The sequence below is a fragment of the Geodermatophilus sp. URMC 62 genome, assembly GCF_052931475.1.
The window spans coordinates 300,814-321,872 of sequence record NZ_JBRFHY010000001.1; the positions used below are offsets into that span (position 1 = coordinate 300,814).

General features: G+C 76.2%; 26 protein-coding genes. 16 read left to right on the forward strand and 10 right to left on the reverse strand.

Translation table 11 applies throughout. The features are described from left to right. Window positions 1-6: 6 nt before the first annotated feature. On the reverse strand, window positions 7-954 hold the full coding sequence (locus ACU616_RS01355) for a hypothetical protein (protein WP_446756698.1): 948 nt from the start codon (window positions 952-954) through the stop codon (window positions 7-9). 137 nt (window positions 955-1,091) lie between these two features. Here ACU616_RS01355 and ACU616_RS01360 point away from each other — a divergent pair, with 137 nt between their 5' ends. The 6 genes from ACU616_RS01360 to ACU616_RS01385 all read left to right on the forward strand — a co-directional run bounded on the left by ACU616_RS01360 (window position 1,092) and on the right by ACU616_RS01385 (window position 6,097). After that, a complete protein-coding gene (locus ACU616_RS01360; protein WP_446756699.1) occupies window positions 1,092-1,349 on the forward strand; it encodes a ubiquitin carboxyl-terminal hydrolase 14 in 258 nt (85 codons plus the stop codon). 13 nt (window positions 1,350-1,362) lie between these two features. Further along, window positions 1,363-2,934, forward strand: a complete 1,572-nt coding sequence (locus ACU616_RS01365) for a Na+/H+ antiporter (RefSeq protein ID WP_446756700.1) — start codon at window positions 1,363-1,365, stop codon at window positions 2,932-2,934. A 121-nt stretch (window positions 2,935-3,055) separates the two neighbouring features. After that, a complete protein-coding gene (locus tag ACU616_RS01370; protein WP_446756701.1) occupies window positions 3,056-3,499 on the forward strand; it encodes an arsenate reductase/protein-tyrosine-phosphatase family protein in 444 nt (147 codons plus the stop codon). Window positions 3,500-3,562: 63 nt separating this feature from the next. Beyond that, complete coding sequence (locus ACU616_RS01375) at window positions 3,563-3,769, forward strand: hypothetical protein (protein WP_446756702.1); 207 nt, start codon at window positions 3,563-3,565, stop codon at window positions 3,767-3,769. Between the two features lie 106 nt (window positions 3,770-3,875). Then, window positions 3,876-4,292, forward strand: coding sequence for a PaaI family thioesterase (locus ACU616_RS01380; RefSeq protein ID WP_446756703.1), 417 nt, complete (start codon window positions 3,876-3,878; stop codon window positions 4,290-4,292). 155 nt (window positions 4,293-4,447) lie between these two features. After that, window positions 4,448-6,097 carry an AMP-binding protein gene (locus ACU616_RS01385; protein ID WP_446756704.1) on the forward strand — a complete coding sequence of 550 codons (1,650 nt, stop codon included), beginning with the start codon at window positions 4,448-4,450 and terminating at the stop codon, window positions 6,095-6,097. 13 nt (window positions 6,098-6,110) lie between these two features. On the opposite strand, the gene ACU616_RS01390 is transcribed toward ACU616_RS01385, so the two are convergent. Both ACU616_RS01390 and ACU616_RS01395 read right to left on the reverse strand, forming a co-directional pair. Beyond that, window positions 6,111-6,923 (reverse strand): TSUP family transporter, encoded by an 813-nt coding sequence (locus ACU616_RS01390; protein WP_446756705.1) that lies wholly within the window; start codon window positions 6,921-6,923, stop codon window positions 6,111-6,113. Between the two features lie 240 nt (window positions 6,924-7,163). Then, complete coding sequence (locus tag ACU616_RS01395; protein WP_446756706.1) at window positions 7,164-7,841, reverse strand: GTP cyclohydrolase II; 678 nt, start codon at window positions 7,839-7,841, stop codon at window positions 7,164-7,166. Between the two features lie 88 nt (window positions 7,842-7,929). Between ACU616_RS01395 and ACU616_RS01400 the strand changes: the two genes are divergently transcribed. After that, window positions 7,930-8,433 carry a MarR family winged helix-turn-helix transcriptional regulator gene (locus tag ACU616_RS01400; RefSeq protein WP_446756707.1) on the forward strand — a complete coding sequence of 168 codons (504 nt, stop codon included), beginning with the start codon at window positions 7,930-7,932 and terminating at the stop codon, window positions 8,431-8,433. On the opposite strand, the gene ACU616_RS01405 is transcribed toward ACU616_RS01400, so the two are convergent. Continuing rightward, window positions 8,430-9,215 carry an SDR family oxidoreductase gene (locus ACU616_RS01405; protein ID WP_446756708.1) on the reverse strand — a complete coding sequence of 262 codons (786 nt, stop codon included), beginning with the start codon at window positions 9,213-9,215 and terminating at the stop codon, window positions 8,430-8,432. The genes ACU616_RS01400 and ACU616_RS01405 overlap by 4 nt on opposite strands. Before the next feature lie 251 nt (window positions 9,216-9,466). Between ACU616_RS01405 and ACU616_RS01410 the strand changes: the two genes are divergently transcribed. Further along, on the forward strand, window positions 9,467-9,724 hold the full coding sequence (locus tag ACU616_RS01410) for a hypothetical protein (protein WP_446756709.1): 258 nt from the start codon (window positions 9,467-9,469) through the stop codon (window positions 9,722-9,724). Beyond that, entirely contained in the window at window positions 9,721-10,146 is a 426-nt protein-coding gene (locus tag ACU616_RS01415; RefSeq protein WP_446756710.1) for a hypothetical protein, read from the forward strand. The genes ACU616_RS01410 and ACU616_RS01415 overlap by 4 nt, the downstream gene beginning before the upstream one ends. Window positions 10,147-10,186: 40 nt before the next feature. On the opposite strand, the gene mgrA is transcribed toward ACU616_RS01415, so the two are convergent. Further along, a complete protein-coding gene (gene mgrA / locus ACU616_RS01420) occupies window positions 10,187-11,221 on the reverse strand; it encodes an L-glyceraldehyde 3-phosphate reductase (RefSeq protein WP_446756711.1) in 1,035 nt (344 codons plus the stop codon). A gap of 119 nt (window positions 11,222-11,340) precedes the next feature. Further along, window positions 11,341-11,601: a hypothetical protein gene (locus ACU616_RS01425; RefSeq protein WP_446756712.1), complete on the reverse strand. Its 261-nt coding sequence runs from the start codon at window positions 11,599-11,601 to the stop codon at window positions 11,341-11,343. Window positions 11,602-11,681: 80 nt separating this feature from the next. Here ACU616_RS01425 and ACU616_RS01430 point away from each other — a divergent pair, with 80 nt between their 5' ends. Continuing rightward, entirely contained in the window at window positions 11,682-11,879 is a 198-nt protein-coding gene (locus ACU616_RS01430) for a hypothetical protein (RefSeq protein ID WP_446756713.1), read from the forward strand. Here the strand turns inward: ACU616_RS01430 and ACU616_RS01435 are convergent. Further along, the gene (locus ACU616_RS01435; protein ID WP_446756714.1) at window positions 11,872-12,171 is read right to left on the reverse strand and encodes a hypothetical protein; all 300 of its coding nucleotides are present in this window, start codon (window positions 12,169-12,171) and stop codon (window positions 11,872-11,874) included. The genes ACU616_RS01430 and ACU616_RS01435 overlap by 8 nt on opposite strands. Window positions 12,172-12,488: 317 nt before the next feature. Here ACU616_RS01435 and ACU616_RS01440 point away from each other — a divergent pair, with 317 nt between their 5' ends. Then, window positions 12,489-14,348, forward strand: coding sequence for an anthranilate synthase family protein (locus ACU616_RS01440; RefSeq protein ID WP_446756715.1), 1,860 nt, complete (start codon window positions 12,489-12,491; stop codon window positions 14,346-14,348). A gap of 138 nt (window positions 14,349-14,486) precedes the next feature. Beyond that, complete coding sequence (locus tag ACU616_RS01445; protein ID WP_446756716.1) at window positions 14,487-15,407, forward strand: ketopantoate reductase family protein; 921 nt, start codon at window positions 14,487-14,489, stop codon at window positions 15,405-15,407. Here ACU616_RS01445 and ACU616_RS01450 read toward each other — a convergent pair. Beyond that, entirely contained in the window at window positions 15,374-16,591 is a 1,218-nt protein-coding gene (locus ACU616_RS01450) for an MFS transporter (protein ID WP_446756717.1), read from the reverse strand. The genes ACU616_RS01445 and ACU616_RS01450 overlap by 34 nt on opposite strands. A gap of 136 nt (window positions 16,592-16,727) precedes the next feature. Between ACU616_RS01450 and ACU616_RS01455 the strand changes: the two genes are divergently transcribed. Together ACU616_RS01455 and ACU616_RS01460 are read left to right on the forward strand one after the other, a co-directional pair. Then, entirely contained in the window at window positions 16,728-16,982 is a 255-nt protein-coding gene (locus ACU616_RS01455) for a hypothetical protein (RefSeq protein WP_446756718.1), read from the forward strand. Further along, window positions 16,972-17,283: a type II toxin-antitoxin system PemK/MazF family toxin gene (locus tag ACU616_RS01460; RefSeq protein WP_446756719.1), complete on the forward strand. Its 312-nt coding sequence runs from the start codon at window positions 16,972-16,974 to the stop codon at window positions 17,281-17,283. Before ACU616_RS01455 ends, ACU616_RS01460 begins: the two co-directional genes overlap by 11 nt. 49 nt (window positions 17,284-17,332) lie before the next feature. Here the strand turns inward: ACU616_RS01460 and ACU616_RS01465 are convergent, their stop codons facing one another. Next, a complete protein-coding gene (locus ACU616_RS01465; protein ID WP_446756720.1) occupies window positions 17,333-18,025 on the reverse strand; it encodes an MBL fold metallo-hydrolase in 693 nt (230 codons plus the stop codon). Window positions 18,026-18,092: 67 nt separating this feature from the next. Next, complete coding sequence (locus ACU616_RS01470; protein ID WP_446756721.1) at window positions 18,093-19,070, reverse strand: NAD-dependent epimerase/dehydratase family protein; 978 nt, start codon at window positions 19,068-19,070, stop codon at window positions 18,093-18,095. 219 nt (window positions 19,071-19,289) lie between these two features. Here ACU616_RS01470 and ACU616_RS01475 point away from each other — a divergent pair, with 219 nt between their 5' ends. Together ACU616_RS01475 and ACU616_RS01480 are read left to right on the forward strand one after the other, a co-directional pair. Next, complete coding sequence (locus ACU616_RS01475; RefSeq protein ID WP_446761442.1) at window positions 19,290-19,667, forward strand: VOC family protein; 378 nt, start codon at window positions 19,290-19,292, stop codon at window positions 19,665-19,667. An 80-nt stretch (window positions 19,668-19,747) separates the two neighbouring features. Next, window positions 19,748-20,869, forward strand: coding sequence for a DNA glycosylase AlkZ-like family protein (locus tag ACU616_RS01480; RefSeq protein ID WP_446756722.1), 1,122 nt, complete (start codon window positions 19,748-19,750; stop codon window positions 20,867-20,869). The last annotated feature ends 190 nt before the right edge of the window (window positions 20,870-21,059 follow it).

The following is a 21,059-nucleotide window of genomic DNA, read 5'->3' on the forward strand; positions in this document are numbered from 1 at the left end:
CACCGCCTACCCCTCCCGCAGCGCCCGCTCGAGCTCCTCGACCCGGGCCGCGGCACGCTCGCCCTCCCCGGCGGCCCGCTGCGCGACGCGGTCGGCCGCAGCGGCCCGCCGCCGGGCCCGGCCGGCGTCACCCTCCGCGGCGGTTCCCTCCTCACGGACGCGGGTCAGCTCCGCGGCCAGCTCCTCCGCGCGGGCGAGCAGCTGCTCCTTCCGCGCGGCGGCGCGGGCGGCCCGGTCGCGTGCCGCGCGCGCGGCGCCGGCCGCCTCCTCGGCGGCCGCCGCGGCCGCGCGCGCCTCCTCCCGGGCGGCCTCGAGCTCGCGCCGGCGCCGCTCGGCCTCGGCCCGCCGCTCGGCCTCGGCCCGCCGCTCCTCCTCGGCCCGCCGCTCCGCCTCGGGCCGCCGGCGGCCGGCGGGCGACCCGGTCGCGGGTGCCGCGCGGGCCGGCCGCGGCGAGGGCACCACCCGCAGGTCCGGCCGGGCCCCCAGGCCCATCCCCTGGTAGGAGAGCGGGCCGGTGAGCCGGCCGGCCAGCAGCGCCTCGCCGGCGCCGGGGTCGGCCAGCGCGGCCCGCAGCGTCTCCTCCACCTGGCCGGCGACGGCGTCGCTGAGCGGGTGGCCCAGCCGCGCCGCGAGCACCCGCGCCTGGCGGGTGAGCGCCGCGAGCAGCCGGGAGCGCTGGGTGCCCAGCGCCCGCAGCTGGTCGCCGGCCAGGCTCTCCTGCGCCTCGCGGAGCAGGTCGCCGAGCTCGACCAGCCCGGTGATCTCCGCGGGCAGCTCGCGCACCAGCGCGTTGCACGCCCACGCGGCGGTCGAGGGCCGGCCCAGGGCGCCGATCTCCCCGGCGAGCGCGCGGTCGCCGGCGGCCCGGGCCCGGCGGACGGCCTCGGTACGGGCGGCCACGAACTCGCCGGGCGGCAGCCCGTAGAGCTCGTCGGCGACCTCGTCGAGGTCCACGGCACCTCCCCGGGCGGTCCGGACGTCGCCCGCCGACCCTGCCACGACGGCGGGGAAGACACCGGGCACGCGACGGCGTTGCCGCCGTCGTCGTGCGGGTGGTCGACTCGCCGCGACGACACGAGAGGGGTGGCGGGATGACGACGTGCGGACACCTGGACCAGATCCGGGACGTGACCCCGGACTCGACGGAGGGCTGCAGCGACTGCCTGGCGATCGGCTCGGGCTGGGTGCACCTGCGGGAGTGCCTGACGTGCGGCCACGTCGCGTGCTGCGACTCCTCACCCAACCGGCACGCCACCGCCCACGCCGAGGGCAGCGGCCACCCGATCATCCGGTCCTTCGAGCCGGGCGAGGACTGGCGCTGGTGCTACCCCGACCAGGCCCTCGTGTGAGGACGCTCGGCTGATGGAGCTGTCGGTCGTCGGTCTGCTGGCCGGCTCCTTCGCGGTGACCGTGCTGGCCCGGCGGGCCGGGGTCTCGCCCCCGCTGGCCCTCGTGGTGGTCGGCCTGGCCCTGGCCTACGTGCCCGGCGTGCCGGACTACGCGCTGGACCCGGAGCTGATCCTGACGCTCGTCCTGCCCCCGCTGCTGTACTCGGCGGCACTGGACAGCTCCTACCTGCGGCTGCGGGCCAACCTGCGCACGATCGGCATGCTCGCGGTGGGCGCGGTGCTGTTCACCACGCTGGCCGTCGGGCTGGCGGCGTGGTGGCTGGTACCGGGGCTGCCACTCGCGCCGGCGCTCGTGCTCGGCGCCGTCGTCGCCCCGCCGGACGCGGTCGCGGCCACCGCCGTCGGCCGGCAGCTCGGCCTGCCGCGCCGGGTGATGACGATCCTCGGCGGCGAGAGCCTGGTGAACGACGCCACGGCGCTGACGCTCTACCGGGTCGCCGTCGCGCTGGCCGCCGGCGCCGGCTACGGCATCGTGGAGGGGCTCGGCGTCTTCGTGCTGGCCGCGGTCGGCGGCGCGGCCATCGGCTGGGGGCTCGGCTGGCTGGTGCACCGGGTGCGGCTGGCGCTCGGCGACGGCGTGCTGGAGAGCGCGCTCGGGCTGCTGGTGCCCTTCGTCGGGTTCGTCGTCGCCGAGGAGGTGCACGCCTCGGGGGTGCTCGCCGTGGTGCTGGCCGGGCTCTACCTGGGTCACCGCTCGCCGCAGGCCGACCCGGTCGCCCGGCTGCAGGACCGCGCGGTCTGGAAGGCCGCCGACACGGTGCTCGAGGCGATGGTCTTCGCGCTGATCGGCCTGCAGCTGCCCGCCGTCCTGGAGGGCGTCGGGTCGGCCGTGGTCCCGCTGACCGCCGTCGGGCTGGCGCTGATCGTCGTCGCGTTCCTCGCCCGGGTCGCCTTCGTCTTCCCGACCGCCTACCTGCGTCCCGTCGCCCGCCGCCGGCCAGGCTGGTCGCCGCCGTCGTGGCGGCACGCCGCCGTCGTCTCGTGGGCCGGGATGCGCGGGGTGGTCTCCCTCGCCGCCGCGGCCGGCATCCCGCTCGCGACGATGTCCGGCGACCCGTTCCCGGGCCGCGCCGAGGTGCTCTACCTGGCGTTCGTCGTCACGGTCGGCACGCTGCTGCTGCACGGGCTGACGTTGCCGACGGTGATCCGCCGGCTGGGCGTGCAGGCCTCGGAGGACTCCGCCGACGCGCTGGCCGAGGCGCAGGCGCAGTCCGACGCCGCCCGGGCCGCCGCCGTCCGCCTCGACGAGCTCGACGACGGCGACCCGCTGCACGCGCGCGCGGTCACCGAGCTGCGGCAGCGCGTCGAGGCCCGCACCAACGCGGCGTGGGAGCGGCTCGGCGGGCCGGTGCCGGGCGGCGGTGAGACGCCCAGTGCCCGCTACCGGCGGCTGCGCCGGGCGATGCTCGAGGCCGAGCGGGAGGTGTTCGTCCGCCACCGCGACCAGCGGCGCATCGACGACGAGGTGTTCCGCCGGGTGCAGCACGAGCTGGACCTGGAGGAGGTCACGCTGCTGCGGGAGTGACTGCGGGAGGAACTCGCGCCCGCGCGCCGGGGGTGGCACGGTGGACGCGGGAGACGGCGTGGTCCCCCGGCCGGACGACGTCCCGCCGCGCCGGCACCGCCGACCTCTCCCGGAGGCAGCCGTGGTCCCCTTCCGCGCCGCCCAGCCCAGCGCGGTCCCCAGGCCGGTCGGACCCCCGACGGTCCTGTTCGTCGGCGCCCGCGACGCGGCGACCTCGCAGATGGCCGCCGCGCTGCTGGCCACCCGCGCCGGCGGCCGGGTGCGCGCCCTGTCGGCCGGGTCGGCGCCGGCCGTCCGGGTCGACCCGGCCGCGGTCGCGGCGATGGCCGAGGTCGGGGTCGACCTGACCGCCCGGTTCCCCAAGCCGCTGACCGCCGACGCCGTGCACGTCTCCGACGTCGTGGTCGTCCTCGGCGCGGCCCAGCCGTGCCCGGTGCTGCCCGGCACGCGCTACCTCGACTGGCCGGTCGAGGACCCCGCCGGCCGGGACGTGGCCGGCGTCCGCCCGGTGCGCGACGAGCTCGACCGCCGGGTGCACGGGCTGCTCGCCGAGCTCACCGCCTGACCGGCTGCCGGGCCCGCCGCCCGGTCCGCCGGGGTGCCGCGCCGGCGCACCCCGTCCCGGCCCGTGCGGCCCTACGCTGGCCGCACCCGTCCCGCCGGCGTCCCGGAGGTCCCCGTGCTGCTGCGCCTGCTCGGCCTGCTGCTGGTCGTCTGGCTGGTCGTGACCGTCGTCGGCTGGGTCGTGAAGGGCCTGTTCTGGCTCACCGTCGTGGGCCTCGGGCTGTTCCTGCTCACCGCGGCCCTGGGCATGCGCAAGCGCATCCGACCCTGACCCGGCCCCCGGGCGCGAGGACGACCAGCAGGCGCACGAGCCGGCCGGCGGCCCGGGGCGACCGGCGTGCGAGGCTGCCGGTCGCCCCCGACGAGAGGTCCTGCCCGTGCCGTCCCCCGACGTCGTCGCCGCCCGCGTGCAGGCCGTGCTCGACATCCCCCTGCACCGCTTCCTCGGCGTCCGGCTGCGTGACGCGGCCGACCCGTCGGCGGGCATCTGGTTCCCCGTCGACGAGGCGGCGCAGAACCAGGCCGCGCTCCTGCACGGCGGCGTCGTCTACACGCTGCTCGACGTCGCGGGCTTCCTCGCGCTGCTGCCCGCGCTCGGGGACGCCGAGCACGCGGTCACCCACGACCTGTCGGTGTCGCTGCTGCGCCCGGTCCGCGCCGGCGCACGGGTCGACGTCACCGGCTCGGTCCTGCGCCGCGGCCGGGCGGTGGCCTTCCTGCGGTCGGAGGCCACGGTCGACGGCGTCGTCGTCGCCTCCGGGCAGGTCACCAAGAGCGTCGTCCCCGCCGGCTGAGCACCCCCGCCACGGGGACGCCGAGGCGGGTGCGGCCCGCTTGTGTGCGGGACCGCGGCGCGGCAGGGTCGGTGACGCCCGCCGCCGTCGTCCCGGAGGTGCCCGGTGAGCCCTTCCTCCTCGACCGTGACCGCCCGCCCGCGGGGAGGGCGGCCGTGAGCGTCTACGACGAGCGCCCCTGGCTGGCCCGCTACGGCGACCAGCCGGCCGACTACGCGATCGAGTTCGACGACGCGCTGGCCATGTACCGGGCCGGCGTCGCCGCCGACCCCGACGGCGTGGCCCTGCAGTACTTCGACGGCACGCTCACCCGGCGCGAGCTCGACGAGCTCACCGACGGGCTGGCGGCCGGCCTGCTGGCCGAGGGGTTCTCCCCCGGCGACCGGCTGGCGGTCTACCTGCAGAACGTGCCGCAGTTCGTCATCGCGATGGTGGCGACCTGGAAGGCCGGCGGGGTCATGGTGTCGATCAACCCGATGAGCCGCACGCGGGAGCTCTCCTACCTGCTCGCCGACTCCGGCGCGACCGTGCTGCTGTGCCTGGACGCGCTCTACGGCGAGGTCGCCCGCGACGTCGTGCCGGACACCGACGTGCGCCTGGTGCTCACCACCAGCGGCCTGGACCTGCAGACCCGCGACGACGAGCGCCTGTTCGCCGGCGTCACCCGGCAGCGGCACGAGGGCACCACCGACCTGCTGGAGTTCATCGGGCGGCACCGCGGGCAGACCCCGCCCCCGGTGGCGTTCGGGCCCGACGACGTCGCGTTCCTCACCTACACCTCGGGGACGACCGGCGTGCCCAAGGGCGCGATGAACACCCACCGCAACGTCGTCTTCACCGCGCAGGTCTACCGGGACTGGGTGCACGCCGGGCGCGACGGCGCCGTCTTCGGGATCGCCCCGCTGTTCCACATCACCGGCCTGATCGGGCACGTCGCGGTGAGCATGCTCGTGCCGGCGCCCCTGGTCCTCGCCTACCGCTTCGAGCCGCAGGTGGTGCTCGACGCCTTCCTCGAGCACCGGCCGGCGTTCACCATCGGCGCGATCACCGCGTTCAGCGCGCTGCTCAACGCCCCGGGGTTCAGCAAGGAGCACTTCGACTCGTTCACCTCCGTCTACTCCGGCGGGGCGGCGATCTCCCCGACCGCCGAGCGCGCCTTCCGCGAGGCCACCGGCAAGCAGGTGCACAACGCCTACGGCCTCACCGAGACCACCTCACCGATGACGGTCACCCCGTTCGGCTCGCCGTCGCCGGTGGACCCCACCTCGGGCGCGCTGTCGGTGGGCGTGCCCGCCCCGAACACGATCGTCCGCATCCAGGGCGACGACGGGGAGGACCTGCCGCTGGGCGAGGTGGGCGAGATCGTGGCCGAGGGCCCGCAGGTGGTGGCCGGCTACTGGGGCAAGCCCGAGGAGACGGCGGCCAACCTGCCCGGCGGGGCGCTGAAGAGCGGCGACGTCGGGTTCATGGACCCGCAGGGCTGGGTGTTCATCGTCGACCGCAAGAAGGACATGATCAACGCCTCGGGCTACAAGGTGTGGCCGCGCGAGGTCGAGGACGTGCTCGCCGAGCACCCCGCCGTCCGGGAGTCGGCCGTGGTCGGCGTCCCCGACGAGAAGCGCGGGGAGACGGTCAAGGCGTTCGTCAGCCTCAAGCCGGGCGCGAGCGCGACGCCCGAGGAGCTGATCGCGCACTGCCGGGACCGGATGGCCGCCTACAAGTACCCGCGCAGCGTGGAGCTGGTCGACGAGCTGCCCAAGACGGTCACCGGCAAGATCCTCCGGCGGGAGCTCCGGGGGACCTGACCGGTCCGGGCGGTCAGCCCAGCAGCGGCCGCAGGTTCTCCGTCCAGACGTCCCAGCCGACCCGGGCGATCAGCGCGGTGACCACCACGAGGAAGACCGCGCGGACGAAGCCGGTGCCGCGGGTGGTCGCCGTGCGCGAGCCGAGGTAGCCGCCGAGGGTGTTCGCCGCGGCCATCGCCAGGCCCAGGCCCCAGACGACCGACCCGTGCGGCACGAAGACCAGCAGGGCCCCCAGGTTGGTGGCGACGTTGACGATCTTGGCCTTGGCGCTGGCGGACAGGAAGTCGTAGCCGAGCAGCGCGACGAGGGCAAAGACGAGGAAGGACCCGGTGCCGGGGCCCAGGACGCCGTCGTAGAAGCCGACGGCCGCGCCGACGGCGAGCGCGGTGCCGTGGTGCCGGCGCCCGCTGTGGCGCAGCACGGTGACCTGGCCGAGCGCCGGCCGGAGCGCGGTGAACAGCGCGATGCCGACCAGCGCGACGACGATGACCGGCGTGAAGACCGCGGCCGGCAGCAGCGCCGCCACCGACGCGCCGCCGGAGGACGCCACCAGCGCGACCGCGGCCATGGGCAGCGCCGTGCGCAGGTCGGGGTGCACCCGCCGCTGGTAGGTGACCGCGCTGGTCGTGGTGCCGAAGACCGACGCCAGCTTGTTGGTGGCCAGCGCCTGCACCGGGGCCAGCCCCGGGACCAGCAGCAGCGCGGGCAGCTGGACGAGCCCGCCGCCGCCGACGACGGCGTCGACCCAGCCGGCGGTCAGGGCCGCGAGGAGCACGAGGACGAGCACCGACGGCGTCAGCCCGTCGGGGAGGACCAGGTCGCTCACCCGGTCCGCGTCCCCGCACGCCGCCGTCCCCGCACGCTCCCCGTCCTCCTCCGCTCGCCCGGGGACCGAGCCTCCCCCAGCGGGTCCGGCGACGGGCGGGCGGGGTCGGGCCGCGGGAGCCGCGCCCCTCAGGCGACCTGGACCGAGCGCTCGGCCAGGCCGATGAAGCCGTCGATCGCGGTGGTGACGACGGCTCCGGGGTCGGTCACCGCGCCGAGGGTGACGAACAGCGGCGTGAGTTCAGCCGGCGAGCGGCAGGTCGAGGGTGTGCGCGGTGTGGTCGCGCTTGACGGTCAGGTAGCGGGCGTTGGCCGCGGACAGGTGGACGCCGGTGGCCACGCGCTCGGTCACGGCGACGCCCTGCAGCTCGAGCTGGACCGCCTTGTCGGGGTTGTTCGACAGCAGCCGGACCCGGTCGGCGCCGAGGGCGTGCAGCATCTGCGCGGCGGCGGTGTAGTCCCGCTCGTCCTCGCCCCGGCCCAGGGCCAGGTTGGCCTGGTAGGTGTCCAGGCCGGCGTCCTGCAGGGCGTAGGCATCGAGCTTGGCGTACAGGCCGATGCCGCGGCCCTCCTGCCGCAGGTAGAGCAGGACCCCGCCGGCCTCGGTGATCCGCTCGGCCGCCTCGCGCAGCTGGGGCCCGCAGTCGCAGCGCTCGGAGCCGAACACGTCGCCGGTGAGGCACTCGCTGTGCGGGCGGACCAGCGGCGCCGGGCCACCGGCGGCGGCACGGTCGACGGCGGCCCGCCAGTTCCCCAGACCCAGCGCCAGGTGCTCCCCGCCGTCGGCCAGGCCGGTGAAGGTGAACACCTCCGCGGTCGTGGCGTAGCCGTCGGGGAAGCGCAGCGGGACCGTCACCCGGGTGCGCACCTCCGCCGACGGGACCGGCGACACCAGGTCGGCGCCGAGGGTGAGGGTCATCGGAACCTCCGAATCAGTTGTACCTACAAGCGATGATCCTAGCGCGAGGAGGTTGAAGCTACAAGTACCTGGGTGGGACGATGCCGGTGTGGAACCCCGGTGGCTGGACGAGGCCGAGCGAGCGGCGTGGGTGCGGCTGGTCGCCGTCGTCGAGCTGCTCCCCGGCGTCCTGGACGGCCAGCTGCGGCGGGACGCGCAGCTGACCCACTTCGACTACCACGTGCTGGCGATGCTCTCGGAGGCGCCGGGGCAGGTGCTCCGGATGACCGACCTCGCCGCCCGCACCCACGCCACGCTCCCCCGGCTGTCGCACGTCGTCCGCCGGCTGGAGGACCGCGGGCTGGTCGAGCGGGCGCCGTGCCCGGAGGACGGCCGGGCCACCAACGCGCACCTCACCCCGGCCGGGTGGGCGAAGGTCCGGGAGACGGCACCGGGCCACGTGGCCACGGTGCGGGAGCACGTGATCGACGCGCTCACCCCCGAGCAGGTCGCCCAGCTCGCCGGCATCGCCGAGGCGCTGCTGCACCGCCTCGACCCCGACGGGCGGGTGACCGGCGCGCCGGGCAGCCGCGGGCAGGCGGCCGGCCGCTAGCCGGAGCTCTTCTGCACCAGCCGGCGGACGCCGGCCAGCCACCGCTGCGGGTCGGCGGCCTTCTGCGCCCAGTAGGTGCCGACCTCGGGGTGCGGCAGCACGAGGAAGCGGTCCTCGGCCAGTCCCTCGACCACCGCCTGCGCGACGTCCTCCGGCGTGATGACCGACCCCGATGCGGCGACGATCGAGGCCGCCGAGCGGCCCTGCTCCAGCGGGTCGAGCAGCAGCGGCGTGGCCACCCCGAGCGGGCAGACGACGCTGACGCCGATGCCGCGGTCGCCGTAGGTCACCGCCAGCCACTCGGCCAGCGCGACGGCGCCGTGCTTGGTCACCGTGTACGGGGCGTCGCCGGGCGTGGTGAGCAGCCCGGCCGCGGAGGCGACGTTGAGCAGGTGGCCGCTGCCGCGCTCGAGCATCGACGGGAGCACCGCCCGCGCCGCGTACACGTGGGAGAGCACGTTGACGGCGAAGACCTGCTGCCAGACGGCGCTGTCGACCTCCAGACCCCCGCCGGTGAACACGCCCGCGTTGGAGCAGAACAGGTCGATGCGCCCGTGCGCGGCCAGCGTCCGCTCGACCAGCGCGGCGACGGCGGCCTCGTCGGTGACGTCGGTGGTGTCCGCCGTCCCGCCGACCTCCTCGGCCACCCGCTCGGCGGCGGCACCGTCGCGGTCGCTGACCACGACGGTCGCGGCGCCCTCCGCGGCGAAGCGGCGGGCGAGCGCGGCACCGATGCCGCTGCCCGCTCCGGTGATGACGGTGACGGCGTCGGTCAACTGCATGTCGGGGACCTCCTCGGGCGGGCCCGGGACCGGGCCGTGGCTCGGGTACGGGAGCGGGCGGACGAGCGGGACGGGGACGGCGGCCTGCACCCGGCTGGTGCGGCCGCGCCCGACCACTACCCGGGACACGCGCGTCGTCGACCACTCCGACCCGACCGTCCCGGCACGACGACGGTCCTCGTGCGTCGTGTGCCGTCGTCGGGGCACGGGTAGGGGCCGTCGACCAGCACCTTCCAGCCCAGGGAGAACCCATGACCACGCCCCAGATGACGACCCGCGACGCCGCCACCGGTCAGCGCGACATCAAGTCGCACGAGACGACCAGCTTCGCCGACCTCGGCAAGGAGATGTGGTCCTACCTGACCGGCAAGGGTGCGGCGATCAACTACGAGTTCGTGGACATGACCGTCGAGGTGCCGCGCGAGACCGGTCCCGAGGCACCGCGGGCGACGTGGAAGCTCAACGGGGTCCTGCGCATCACCACCGCCGAGAACGCCAGCCGGGGATGACGCCGGGGGACGACCGCACCCTCGACGTCACCGCCGACCTGCGCGTCGAGGTCGACGGTGTCCCCGTACGGGTCCGGGCGTCGGGGTCGGAGATCGCGGTGACCTCCGCGGACGTCCGGCGGCTGTTCGCCGCGGTCCGCGTGGCCGGCGGAGCGGCGACCCAGGGCTCACCGGGTCGCGCCGACCTGGCCCGGGTGGCCGACACGCTCGCCGGGCACGGTCTGACCGCGCGGCTCGACGGGCCCGCCGGGCGGGTGCTGTCCCTCGGGGCGGCGGTCGACTCCGCGGCCGGATCGGGCCTGCTCGGTTCACGCCACGCCCGCGTGCACCCGGCGGGAGCGCTGCGCAGCAGCGGGCCGGTCCCGGCGCTAGCGGCAGCGGCGCTGGTCCTGCTCGTCCTGGTCCGCCGGCTCCGCCGCTGAGTCCCGGACCGGGCCCGCGTGCGCCCGGTCCGGGGTCGGCTCAGGCGGCCGTGCGGGCGCCCCGCCACAGGTCGACGCCGGCGTCGACGGCGTGCTGGTCGATGCGGGCGAGCTCGTCGGCGGAGAAGTCGAGCCGGTCGAGGGCGGCGACGTTCTGCTCGAGCTGGGTCACGCTGCTCGCGCCGATGAGCACGCTGGTCACCCGCTCGTCGCGCAGCGCCCAGGCCAGCGCCATCTGGGCGAGGGACTGCCCGCGCTCCCGGGCGAGGTCGTTGAGCGCCCGGACGTGCTCGAGCGCCTCGCCAGAGAGCAGGTCGGTCGACAGCGACTTGCCCTGGCTGGCGCGCGAGCCCTCGGGGATGCCGCCCAGGTACTTGTCGGTCAGCATCCCCTGGGCGAGCGGGGAGAAGGCGATGCAGCCGGCGCCGACGTCGGCGAGGGTGTCGAGCAGGCCGTCGGTCTCGATCCAGCGGTTGAGCATCGAGTAGCTCGGCTGGTGGATGAGCAGCGGTGTGCCCAGGTCGGCGAGGATCCGCGCCGCCTCCGCCGTGGCCGCCGGCGAGTAGGAGGAGATGCCGGCGTAGAGCGCGCGCCCGGAGCGGACGGCGGTGTCCAGCGCACTCATCGTCTCCTCGAGCGGCGTCGTGGGGTCGGGCCGGTGGGAGTAGAAGACGTCGACGTAGTCCAGGCCCATGCGGCGCAGCGACTGGTCGAGACTGGCCAGCACGTACTTCCGCGAACCGCCGCCCTGACCGTAGGGGCCGGGCCACATGTCCCAGCCGGCCTTGGTGGAGAGGACCAGCTCGTCGCGGTAGGGCGCGAAGTCGTCGCGCAGGTGGCGGCCGAAGTTGGTCTCGGCGCTGCCGTAGGGCGGGCCGTAGTTGTTGGCCAGGTCGAAGTGGGTGATGCCCAGGTCGAAGGCGCGCCGCAGGACGGCGCGCTGACGCTCGAGCGGGACGTCGTCACCGAAGTTGTGCCACAGCCCGAGGCTGATGACCGGCAGGTCCAGGCCGCTGCGGCCGGTGCGGCGGTAGGTCATCGTCTCGTAGCGCGTGTCGGCGGCGGAGTAGGTCATGACCCTCCTCCTGCCCGCCGGGCGGCCCGCCGGAACGCGGCGGGGACACCTCACCGGTGCCCGTGGCGGACCCCACCCCCGCTCCGCCGTCGCGTGGCGGACCGGGACAGGCGTGCTGGTCAGTCCGCGGTGTACTCGCGCAGCAGGTCGGCGGCGTCGCGGTTGCCCTCCTCGGCGAGCCGGCGCAGCTCGGCGACGTCACCGAGCTCGCCGGCCAGCTCGACGAGCTGGTCGGTCGCCGTCGTCCAGCCGAGGTCGGCCAGCCGCCGCAGCTCGGCGAGGTCGCCTCGCTCACCGGCCAGCTCGACGAGCTCGTCGACGGCGTCGCGGTCACCCTTCGCAGCTCGCTCGCGCAGCCCGGCGTAGTGGGGAGCGGTCATCGGCCCAGGGTGCTCCTCGGCGGGTGCGGTGCACAGGCACCCGCTCACGCCGTCGCCCGATCTGCCGGGAGCCGGCGCCCGTGCTCCGGGGTCGGAAGGGCGGCGGGTCGTCGTCCGGGTCGGCCGGCCGTGGCACCGGGTCGTCGCGCGGGTCGGCGTCGGTGGGCGGCGGGTCGGGAGCCGGTGGCGGTGGCGGTGGCTGCATCCCGGGTGGTCGGGTGGTGCGGGTGATCCCCGACGAGGTGGTCACGGTCAGCACGCCGTCGGCGCTCATGTGAATTTGCTCACCCCGGGCAGCTCCGGGTCCGGCGCCCACGACCCCCGCCGCGCCCCCGGCGTCCCAGGAGCGGGATCGAACCCGTCAGGGCTGTCATCGGCCAGACCGAGCACCAGCTCGGCCTCGTAGGCAGCCGTCATCGCCTTGACCGCCGCCACTCGCGCCAGCTCGGCGGCCTTCTGCTCCCGCGACAGCAACCCCACCGGCAACCGCTGCAGCTCGGGACCCTGGGCCAGCAGCAGGTCGAGCAGCTCACCGGCTGCCGCCGGCTCGCACTCCTCGACCGCTGTCACGAGGCGAACCTACGGCCGAGGTACGACGGAACCGCAGGTCAGAGGCGTGTACGACGGTTCGGCCCCGGGCGGACGGGCGCCCTCGACCGACGACGTCCGGCCCTGGTGGACGCCGCCGTCGCGGGGATGTCACTGGCGCCCGACGGCGGCGGTCGCCTACCGTGTCGTGCGTGTCCGCAGCTCTGCAGTCGTGGTGGCGCGCCTCCTAGGCGCCCGCCCCTGCACCTGCCCCACCCATCCGCGGCCGCCTCGATCGAGGCGGCCGCTGCTGCGTGCAGGACCGGCCCGGTCGACGGCCTCCCCACCCGGAGGACCCGATGCCCGACCCCCTGCTCGCCCGCCTCGTCGCCGACCCCACCCCACCGCCGTTCGCCGTCCTCCGCAGGGAGGAGGGCCCGGCCACCGACGACGGCCCCGGTGTCGAGGTCCTGGTCGGCGACCTGGTCGACGTCCCCACGCTCGCGGACGTCCCCGACGACGACCAGGTGCTCGCCCTCGTCCCCTACCGCCAGGTGGTCGAGCGCGGCTTCGTCTGCCACGACGACGGCGCCCCGCTGCGCTGCCTGGTCGTCCGCGACCGCGAGGTGCTCACCCGGCAGCAGGCGCTCGACCTCCTCCCCGACGAGCCGGTCGACGTCGAGCACCTCGGCTTCGACGTCGACGACGCCGCCTACGCCGCCACCGTGGCCGCCGTCGTCCGCGACGAGATCGGCCGGGGCGAGGGCGCCGACTTCGTCGTCCGCCGCGACCACCGCGCCCGCACCACCACGCCGGCGCCGCAGGCCGCACTGCGGCTGCTGCGCCGTCTCCTGCAGAGCGAGCCGGGCGCGTACTGGACCTTCGCCGTGCACGCCGGCGACACCACCCTGGTCGGCGCCACCCCCGAGCGGCACGTCAGCAGCCGGGGCGGCGAGGTGCTGATGAACCCGATCAGCGGCACCTACCGGCACCCGGCGACCGGGCCCGACGAGCAGGGCCTGCTGACCTTCCTCCGCGACCTCAAGGAGACCGAGGAGCTGTTCATGGTGGTCGACGAGGAGCTCAAGATGATGAGCGCCGTCTGCCCCGACGGCGGCCGGGTGCTCGGCCCGCACCTGAAGCAGATGAGCGCCCTCACCCACACCGAGTACCTGCTGCAGGGGCGCAGCGACCTCGACGTGCGCGACGTGCTGCGGGAGACGGTGTTCGCGCCGACGGTCACCGGCTCACCGGTGCGCAACGCCGCCCGGGTCATCCGGCGGCACGAGACGACGCCGCGCGGCTACTACTCCGGCGTCCTGGCGCTGCTCGGGCACGACGACGACGGCCGGCAGACCCTCGACGCGCCGATCCTCATCCGCACCGCCCACCTCGATCCCGACGGCGGCATCCGCGTCCCGGTCGGCGCCACGCTGGTGCGCGACTCGGTGCCCGAGCACGAGGTCGCCGAGACGCACGCGAAGGTGGCCGCCGTCCTGCGGGCCCTCGACGGGCACCCCGCGCCGCCCCCGGCGGCCCGGCTGGCTGACCGCCCCGCCGTCCGCGCCGCCCTCGCCGAGCGCAACCGGTCGCTGGCCCCGTTCTGGCTCGAGCCGCAGGCCGACCGGGCGCTGCCCGCGCTGAGCGGCCGCAGCGCCCTGGTGGTCGACGCCGAGGACGCGTGGACGGCGATGCTGGCCACCCAGTTGCGCCGATTGGGCCTGCGCACCGACGTCGTCGCGTGGGACGCCGACCCCGACCCCGACGGCCACGACCTGCTCGTCGCCGGCCCGGGTCCGGGTGACCCGCGGCAGCCGGACGCGCGGATCACCGCGTTGCGCGACCTGGTGGGGCGCCGGCTCACCACCGGGCGGCCGCTGCTCGCCGTCTGCCTGAGCCACCAGGTCCTCGCCGGCCTGCTGGGCCTGCCGCTGGTGGCGCTCCCCCGCCCGCACCAGGGCGCGCAGCGGCGGGTGGAGCTCTTCGGCACCACCGCCCGCGTCGGGTCGTACAACACCTTCACCGCCGCCCCGGGCGACCTGCCCGAGGGGGTGGAGGCGGCGGTCGACCACGACACCGGTGAGGTGCACGCGCTGCGCGGACCCGCCTTCGCCTCGGTGCAGTTCCACCTGGAGTCGCTGCTCTCCCCCGATGGCCTGGACCTGCTCGCCGACCTCACCGGAGCACTGCTGGCCGGGCGTCCGGCTGCGGGCCGCTGAGCTCGGGGACCGCGGGCCGACGGGGACGGCGTCGTCCGGATCCGCTGCGAGACCCCGCCGGCCCGGTTCGGGAGGTGCTCGGGACGCCGCGCGGAGGAGCGATGACGCCGGTCCGCGGCTCTGCTTGCATGACCGGCCATGAGCGGCGAACCGGCCCGGGACCCCTCCGGACTGCGCGTGGCGGTGCTCGGCCCCGGCGGTGTCGGCGGCCTGCTGGCGGCGCTGCTGGCGCAGGCCGGGGCGAGCGTGACCTGCCTGGCCGGGGCCGACACCGTCGAGGTCCTGCGCGCTTCCGGGCTGCGGGTGGACAGCCGGCTGCTCGGCGCCGTCACCGTGCACGTCGACGCTGCCGAGCGGCTGACTGCGCCGGTCGACGTCTGCCTGGTCTGCGTCAAGGCGACGCAGCTGAACGCGGCCCTCGCGCGGGTGCCGGCCGACGTCCTGGGCGACGCGCTGCTCGTCCCGCTGCTCAACGGCGTGGAGCACGTCGCCGAGCTGCGGCGGCGCTATCCGGACGCCACCGTCGTCCCCGCCGCGATCCGGGTCGAGAGCACCCGCACCGAGCCCGGCGTCGTGTGCCACGACAGCCCGTTCGTGACCGTCGACCTCACGGCTCCCGAGCGCGCCGCGGAGCGGGTGGACCGGCTGGCCGGGGTCCTGGAGCGGGCCGGCGTGACCGTGCGGACCACCGACGACGAGGCGGCCGTCCTCTGGGGCAAGCTCACCTTCCTCGCGCCGTTCGCCCTGCTCACCACGTCGGCGCGGGCGACCGCCGGCGAGGTGCGCGAGCAGCGGCGCGACGACCTGCTCGCCCTCGTCCGCGAGGTGGCGTCGGTGGCCCGCGCCGAGGGCGCCCCCGGCGATGCCGACCTCGTCCTGGGCTTCTTCGACGGCGTCCCGGCGGGCATGCGCTCGTCGATGCAGCGCGACGCCGCCGCGGGCCGGCCGACCGAGCTGGACGCCATCGGCGGAGCCGTCGTCCGCGCCGCCGAGCGGCACGGGATCGAGGTGCCGGTGACCGCCCGCTACGTCGCCGAGCTGCGCGCCGCCACGGACTGAGCGCCCGCCGGCGGCCGGGTGGCCCCGGCGGCGAGCAGGCCCGCGGCGAGGACGACGAGCACCACGAGCAGGGCGTCGACGACGCCGGTCGCCTCGGCGACGAGGCCGATCAGCGGTGGCCCGGCGAGGAACGCGGTGTAGGCGATCGAGCTGACCACCGAGACCCGCGCCGCCGCGCGCGCCGGCTCGTCCGCGGCGGCGCTCATGCCGACCGGGAACCCCAGGGCCGCGCCGGCGCCCCACAGCACGGCACCGGCGATGGCCAGGGGCAGCGACGGCGCGGTGACGAAGAGCAGGAGCCCGACGACGGCGGTCGCGCCCCCCGCCCGCAGGGTGACGACCCTCCCCCAGCGCTGCAGCAGGGTGCCGCCGAGCAGCCGGACGGCGGTCATGGCGGCGACGAAGCAGGCGAACCCGACGGCCGCGACGGCCTCCGAGACGTCCTGCCCGTCGACGAGCGCGACGGCGAGCCAGTCGTTGGCGCTGCCCTCGGTGAACGCGAAGGCGAGGGTGAGGACGCCGATGAGCAGGGTGCGCGGCTCCCGCCAGGCCCGGCCCACCCCGGAGCCCTCCTCCCGGGTCGTCTCCTCGGCGGGGTCGGCGGGCAGGAAGGAGCGGACGGCGAGGGCCACCGCGGAGAAGGAGAGCACCGCGATGAGCACCAGGTGCGCCGCCAGCGGGAAGGCCAGCGCCGCGGCGGCCGCGCCGATCAGCGCGCCGGCGACCGTGCCGAGGCTGAAGCCGGCGTGCAGGCGGGGCATCAGCGGGCGCCCGAGCCGCTGCTCGACGGCGGCCCCCTCGATGTTCATAGCGACGTCCCAGCCGCCCACGCCGACGCCGACCAGGACCAGCCCGGCTCCGCACAGGGGGACCGAGGCGGTCCCCAGCCCGGCGGCGAGCAGCAGCAGGCCGGTGGTGGCGACGGCGGCTCCGGCCAGCACGCCGCGCGCCGGGCCGATGCGGTGCACGACCGGGCCGGTGGCCGGCAGCGCCAGCGTCGACCCCGCCGCGACGCAGAGCAGGAGCAGGCCGAGCCCGGCCGCGGACAGCGCCAGCGTGTCGCGGGTGGCCGGGACGCGGGAGATCCACGACGCGAAGGCGAACCCGTTGACGATGAAGGCGACGGCCACGGCGGTGCGGGCCCGCCGGACCCGGACGTCGGTCTCGGACGAGGTGGGGGTCACGGCTCTCCTCTGCGCTCCCGGGCGACGCCCCGACGCTACGGCCGCCCGGTCGCCGCACCCGGACCCGGTCCGTCCTCCCGCGGAGCGGTGCCGACAGGCCCGGTCCACGGCATGGACCCCGGCACCGTGTCTTACGATGTGTGACACACTCGAGGCCGTGGCCGAGACCATCACCTTCCGTCCCGACGACGACACCCGGCGGGCCCTGGCCGTGCTGACCCAGGACGGCACCCCGGTCTCGGCTGCCGTGCGTGCGGCGCTCATCGCGGCGGCAAAGACCGCCGCGCGCGACCGGCTGCGCGAGGAGGCCGCCGCGCTCGCCGCCGACGAGGTCGACCGGGCCGAGGCTGCCCAGGTGCTGCGGGACATGGAGACCCTGCGTGCGTGGTGAGGTGTACCGCCTCCGCTCACCCCGCGGCACGCAGGGGCACGAGCAGGCCGGGGTCCGGTACGCCGTCGTCGTCCAGTCCGACCTGCTGCGCCTGTCGACCTGGCTGGTCGCGCCGACCTCCACCTCGGCCCGTGCGGCGACCTTCCGCCCCGAGGTGTCCGTCCAGGGCCGCCCCACCCTCGTGCTGGCCGAGCAGACCACCGCGGTCGATCCGCAGCGCCTGGGTGAGTCCGCCGGTTCCCTGACGTCCGAGGAGCTGCGCCGCGTCGACGCGGCCCTGCGCCTGGTCCTCGGCCTCTGATCGGCCACACCGCGCGCCGGCGGCCACCGCTGCGCAGCAGCCGGGCCACTCAGCCGAAGGGATCGGTGGCGCGACGCAGGGCGGCGGCTGCGCCCGTGATGGGCCGGCCGTGACCGGGGCAGGCGACGTCGACGTCCAGCGAGGCGAGCCGCTGCAGGGACGCCCAGGCGCCGGCGCGGTCGGTGTTGAAGGGACCGAGGATCGCCCGGCCCTGGTGTTCGGCGACGGTGTCACCGGTGATCACCACCCCGTGCCGCGGCAGGTGCAGGGCGATGCTGCCCGGGGTGTGCCCGGGCACGGCCAGCACCACCGCGTCGCCGGCGACGTCCAGCACGTGCCCGTCGTCGAGCGGCTCCACCACCGGCACGGCGGGCGCGGGCCGGACGTCGGCGGTGGCGACGGCGTACAACGCCTGCTCGGCCGGGGTGACGACCGGGGGTGGGCCGGGGACCTCACCGCGCACGAACGGAGCGTCCCCGCGTCCGACGAGGACCGGGATACCGGACCGGGACGCCAGTTCGGCGGCCGAGCCGGCGTGGTCGTCGTGGAAGTGGGTCAGCACGATCCGGCGCAGGTCGGAGCGGTGCAGCCCCAGCTGCTCCAACGCGGTCTCGATGGCCGGTCCGGTGCCGGACAGGCCCGTGTCGATCAGTGTGACGCCGTCGGGCCCGTGCCACACGTAGGCGTTGACGAAGTCCAGCGACAGCAGGTGCAGGCCGGGGACGACCTCGGTCACGTCCATGCCCCGACGCTAGGCGAGGGGGTCCGCGCCGGGGCGGCGTTCCGCCGAGGGCGGACGACCGGTGGGGTCAGCGCCGGGTGTAGGGGCCGGTCGACTCGGCGTGGTAGCCCTTGGCGCCGACGGTCAGCGCCAGGTCGCTGCGCGGCGGCCGCCCCCGGGCGAGCAGGTCGAGGGCCGCCCGGAAGTCGTACGCGGGGGTCCAGCCGAGGTCGGCGCGTGCGGCGTCGTTGACGTACACCCGGTCGATGCCCGGGAAGAGGCGCCAGCCGAGCCGGTCGTAGAGGTCGGCCGCGTCGGGGAACAGCCGGGCGACGACGGCCGGGGCGTCGGTGCGCAGCTCGGCGAGGTGCTCGGGCCGGAACGGCGTGGTGGCGCTGACGACGTAGCGGCCGAAGCCGAGCCCGGGTGCGCGGTCGACCGCCGCGCGGTGGGCGGAGACGACGTCGGCGAGGTCCACGCGCCGGTTCAGCAGCTCGTTGACCTTGACGTTGTCGTCGTCGTAGCCGGCGCGGACGTCGTCGGCGTCGTCACCCTCGGGGAAAGAAGCGGGAGGTGCGCAGGACCACCACCGGCAGGCCGGTGTCGCGGGCGACGAGCTCGCACAGGTCCTCGGCGGCGACCTTGGTGGCCCGTAGACGTTGCGCACCCGCGGCGGGACCGCCTCGGTGACCCACGCGGCCGGCTCGCCCGGCGCCGGGACCAGCGCGCGGCCGAACGCGCTGGTGGTGCTGGTGACCACGACCCGGCCGACGCCGGCGGTCGCGGCCTCCTCGAGCACGGTCAGCGTGCCGGTGACGTTGGTGTCGACGAACGCCTGCCGGGGGTGCGTGCCGACGTGCGGCTTGTGCAGCGTCGCGGTGTGCAGCACCGCGCCGGCCCCGGCGAGCGCCGCGCGGACGGCGGACCGGTCGGTGACCGACGCGACGACGTCCGTCCACGCCGAGGGCAGGACGTCGAGGCCGACGACGTCGTCACCCGCGTCGCGCAGCACCCGCACGAGCGCCTCGCCGAGGTGTCCCGAGCTGCCGGTGACCAGGACCCTCACGGCGTTCCCCACACGGTGGTCGGCACGGCGCCAGCCTGGCACGCTCCCCGGCGGGCAGGCTGCGGGGACCGGCTCCACCCCACGTGAGAGAACGGTCCGCGATGACCACCACGCCCGCTCCCGACCTCCCCGCGTTGGAGGCCGAGCGCGCCCGCGTCCGCGCGGCGCACCTGCGGGCGGCCGCCCTCCACCGCTCGGGGCCTGCACCACACCGCGCTGATCAGCAGCGACGTCGAGCGGACCGTCCGCTTCTACCCGGACGTGCTCGGCTTCCCCCTGACCGAGCTGGTCGAGAACCGCGACCACCCGGGCTCCTCGCACTCCTTCTTCGGCATCGGCAACGGCGACCTGGTCGCCTTCTTCGACTTCCCCGGCCTCGACGTCGGCCCCTGCGCCGAGGTGCTCGGCGGCCTGCACCACCTGGCGATCAGCGTCGAGCCCGACCGCTGTACCGAGCTGGTGCGGCGGCTCGACGACGCCGGTGTCCCGCACGAGGTGCACAGCGGCGTCTCGGTGTGCTACCGCGACCCCGACGGCGCCCGCATCGAGCTCATCGCCGACCCGCTCGGCGAGGTGTACGGCCACCGGGTGCTCTGAGCGGAGCGCCGGGGACTAGCGCCCCGGTCCCGTCCGACCGCGGTGACACCCTGCTCCCCACCGGTGGGGAGGGAGCGGCGATGACGCTGACGTGGCGGCAGGTCCGGGCCTGGCGGCTGCGCCGCCACCTGCTCACCCCGCTGGCCGAGGACGAGCCGGACGACGTGGTGTCGGTCGTCGCCCGGCTGTGCGGGGTGCAGGCGCAGGTGCCCTCGGCCGCCGAGCTGGCGGTCGCCGTCCGGCAGCGGCGTCCGGAGCGCGGTGCGGTGGGACGGGCCCTGGACGAGCGGCGGCTGCTGCGCGTCTGGGCGATGCGCGGCACCCTGCACCTGCTGCCACCGGCACTCGCCCCGGCGTACCTGGCCCTGCTCGCCGCGACCCGGAGCTGGGAGAAGCCGGCCTGGCAGCGCACCTTCCTGCCGGCCGACCGGCTGGCCGCGCTGACCGAGGCGGCCGCGGCCGCGCTGGAGGGCCGAGTGCTCACCCGCGAGCAGCTGACCGCGGAGGTCGTGCGGCGCACCGGCGATCCCGGGCTGGCCGAGGCGCTGGGCTCGGGCTGGGGTGCGGTCCTCAAGCCGCTGGCCTGGCAGGGGCTGCTCTGCCACGGCCCCGTCGAGGGCAACCGGGTCACGTTCACCCGCCCGGACACCTGGCTGGACGGGTGGCGGGTGCCGGAGACCGCCGAGGCGGCCCGGGTCGCCGTCCCCGCCTACCTCGCCACCCACGGGCCGGCCACCCCCACCGCCTTCGACACCTGGCTCAGCCGCGGCGCCACCCCGAGACGCACGTTGCGCGGCTGGTTCGCCGACCTCGGCGAGGAGCTGGCGGTGGTCGACGTGGAGGGGACGCCGCTGCACGCCCGCGTCGCCGACGTCGAGTCCCTGGCCGCTCCCGAGCCGGGCGAGGTGGTGCGGCTGCTGCCGGCCTTCGACCAGTTCGTCCTCGGCCCCGGGACCGGCGACCCGCACACCGTGCCGCCCGCCCGGCGGGCCGAGATCAGTCGTGCCGCCGGCTGGATCTCCCCCACCGTGGTCACGCGCGACGGCGTCGTCGGCACCTGGCGGATCGAGGACGGCTCGGTCGACGTCGACCTGTTCGCCGAGTGCGCGCCGGTCGACCGCGACCTGCTCGAGGCGGAGGCGGCCCGGCTCGGCCACCTGCTGCAGCAGCCGTCGCTCCGGCTGACCGTGCGCAGCTCCTGACAGCGGAATCCCTGGTGGTTGTCCGGTGTGGGCCGGGGTCCACCCGCTGGTGACGTCGGTGCCGTCACATGGCGTCATCAGGGCGCGTGGCAAGCGACGATGTGTGCTCACGCCCCGTTCCCGTGTGTGGAATGAGCCCTCAGCGCACGTCATCGCCGGTGCGGAAGCCATGTCCGCCAACTGATCAGCA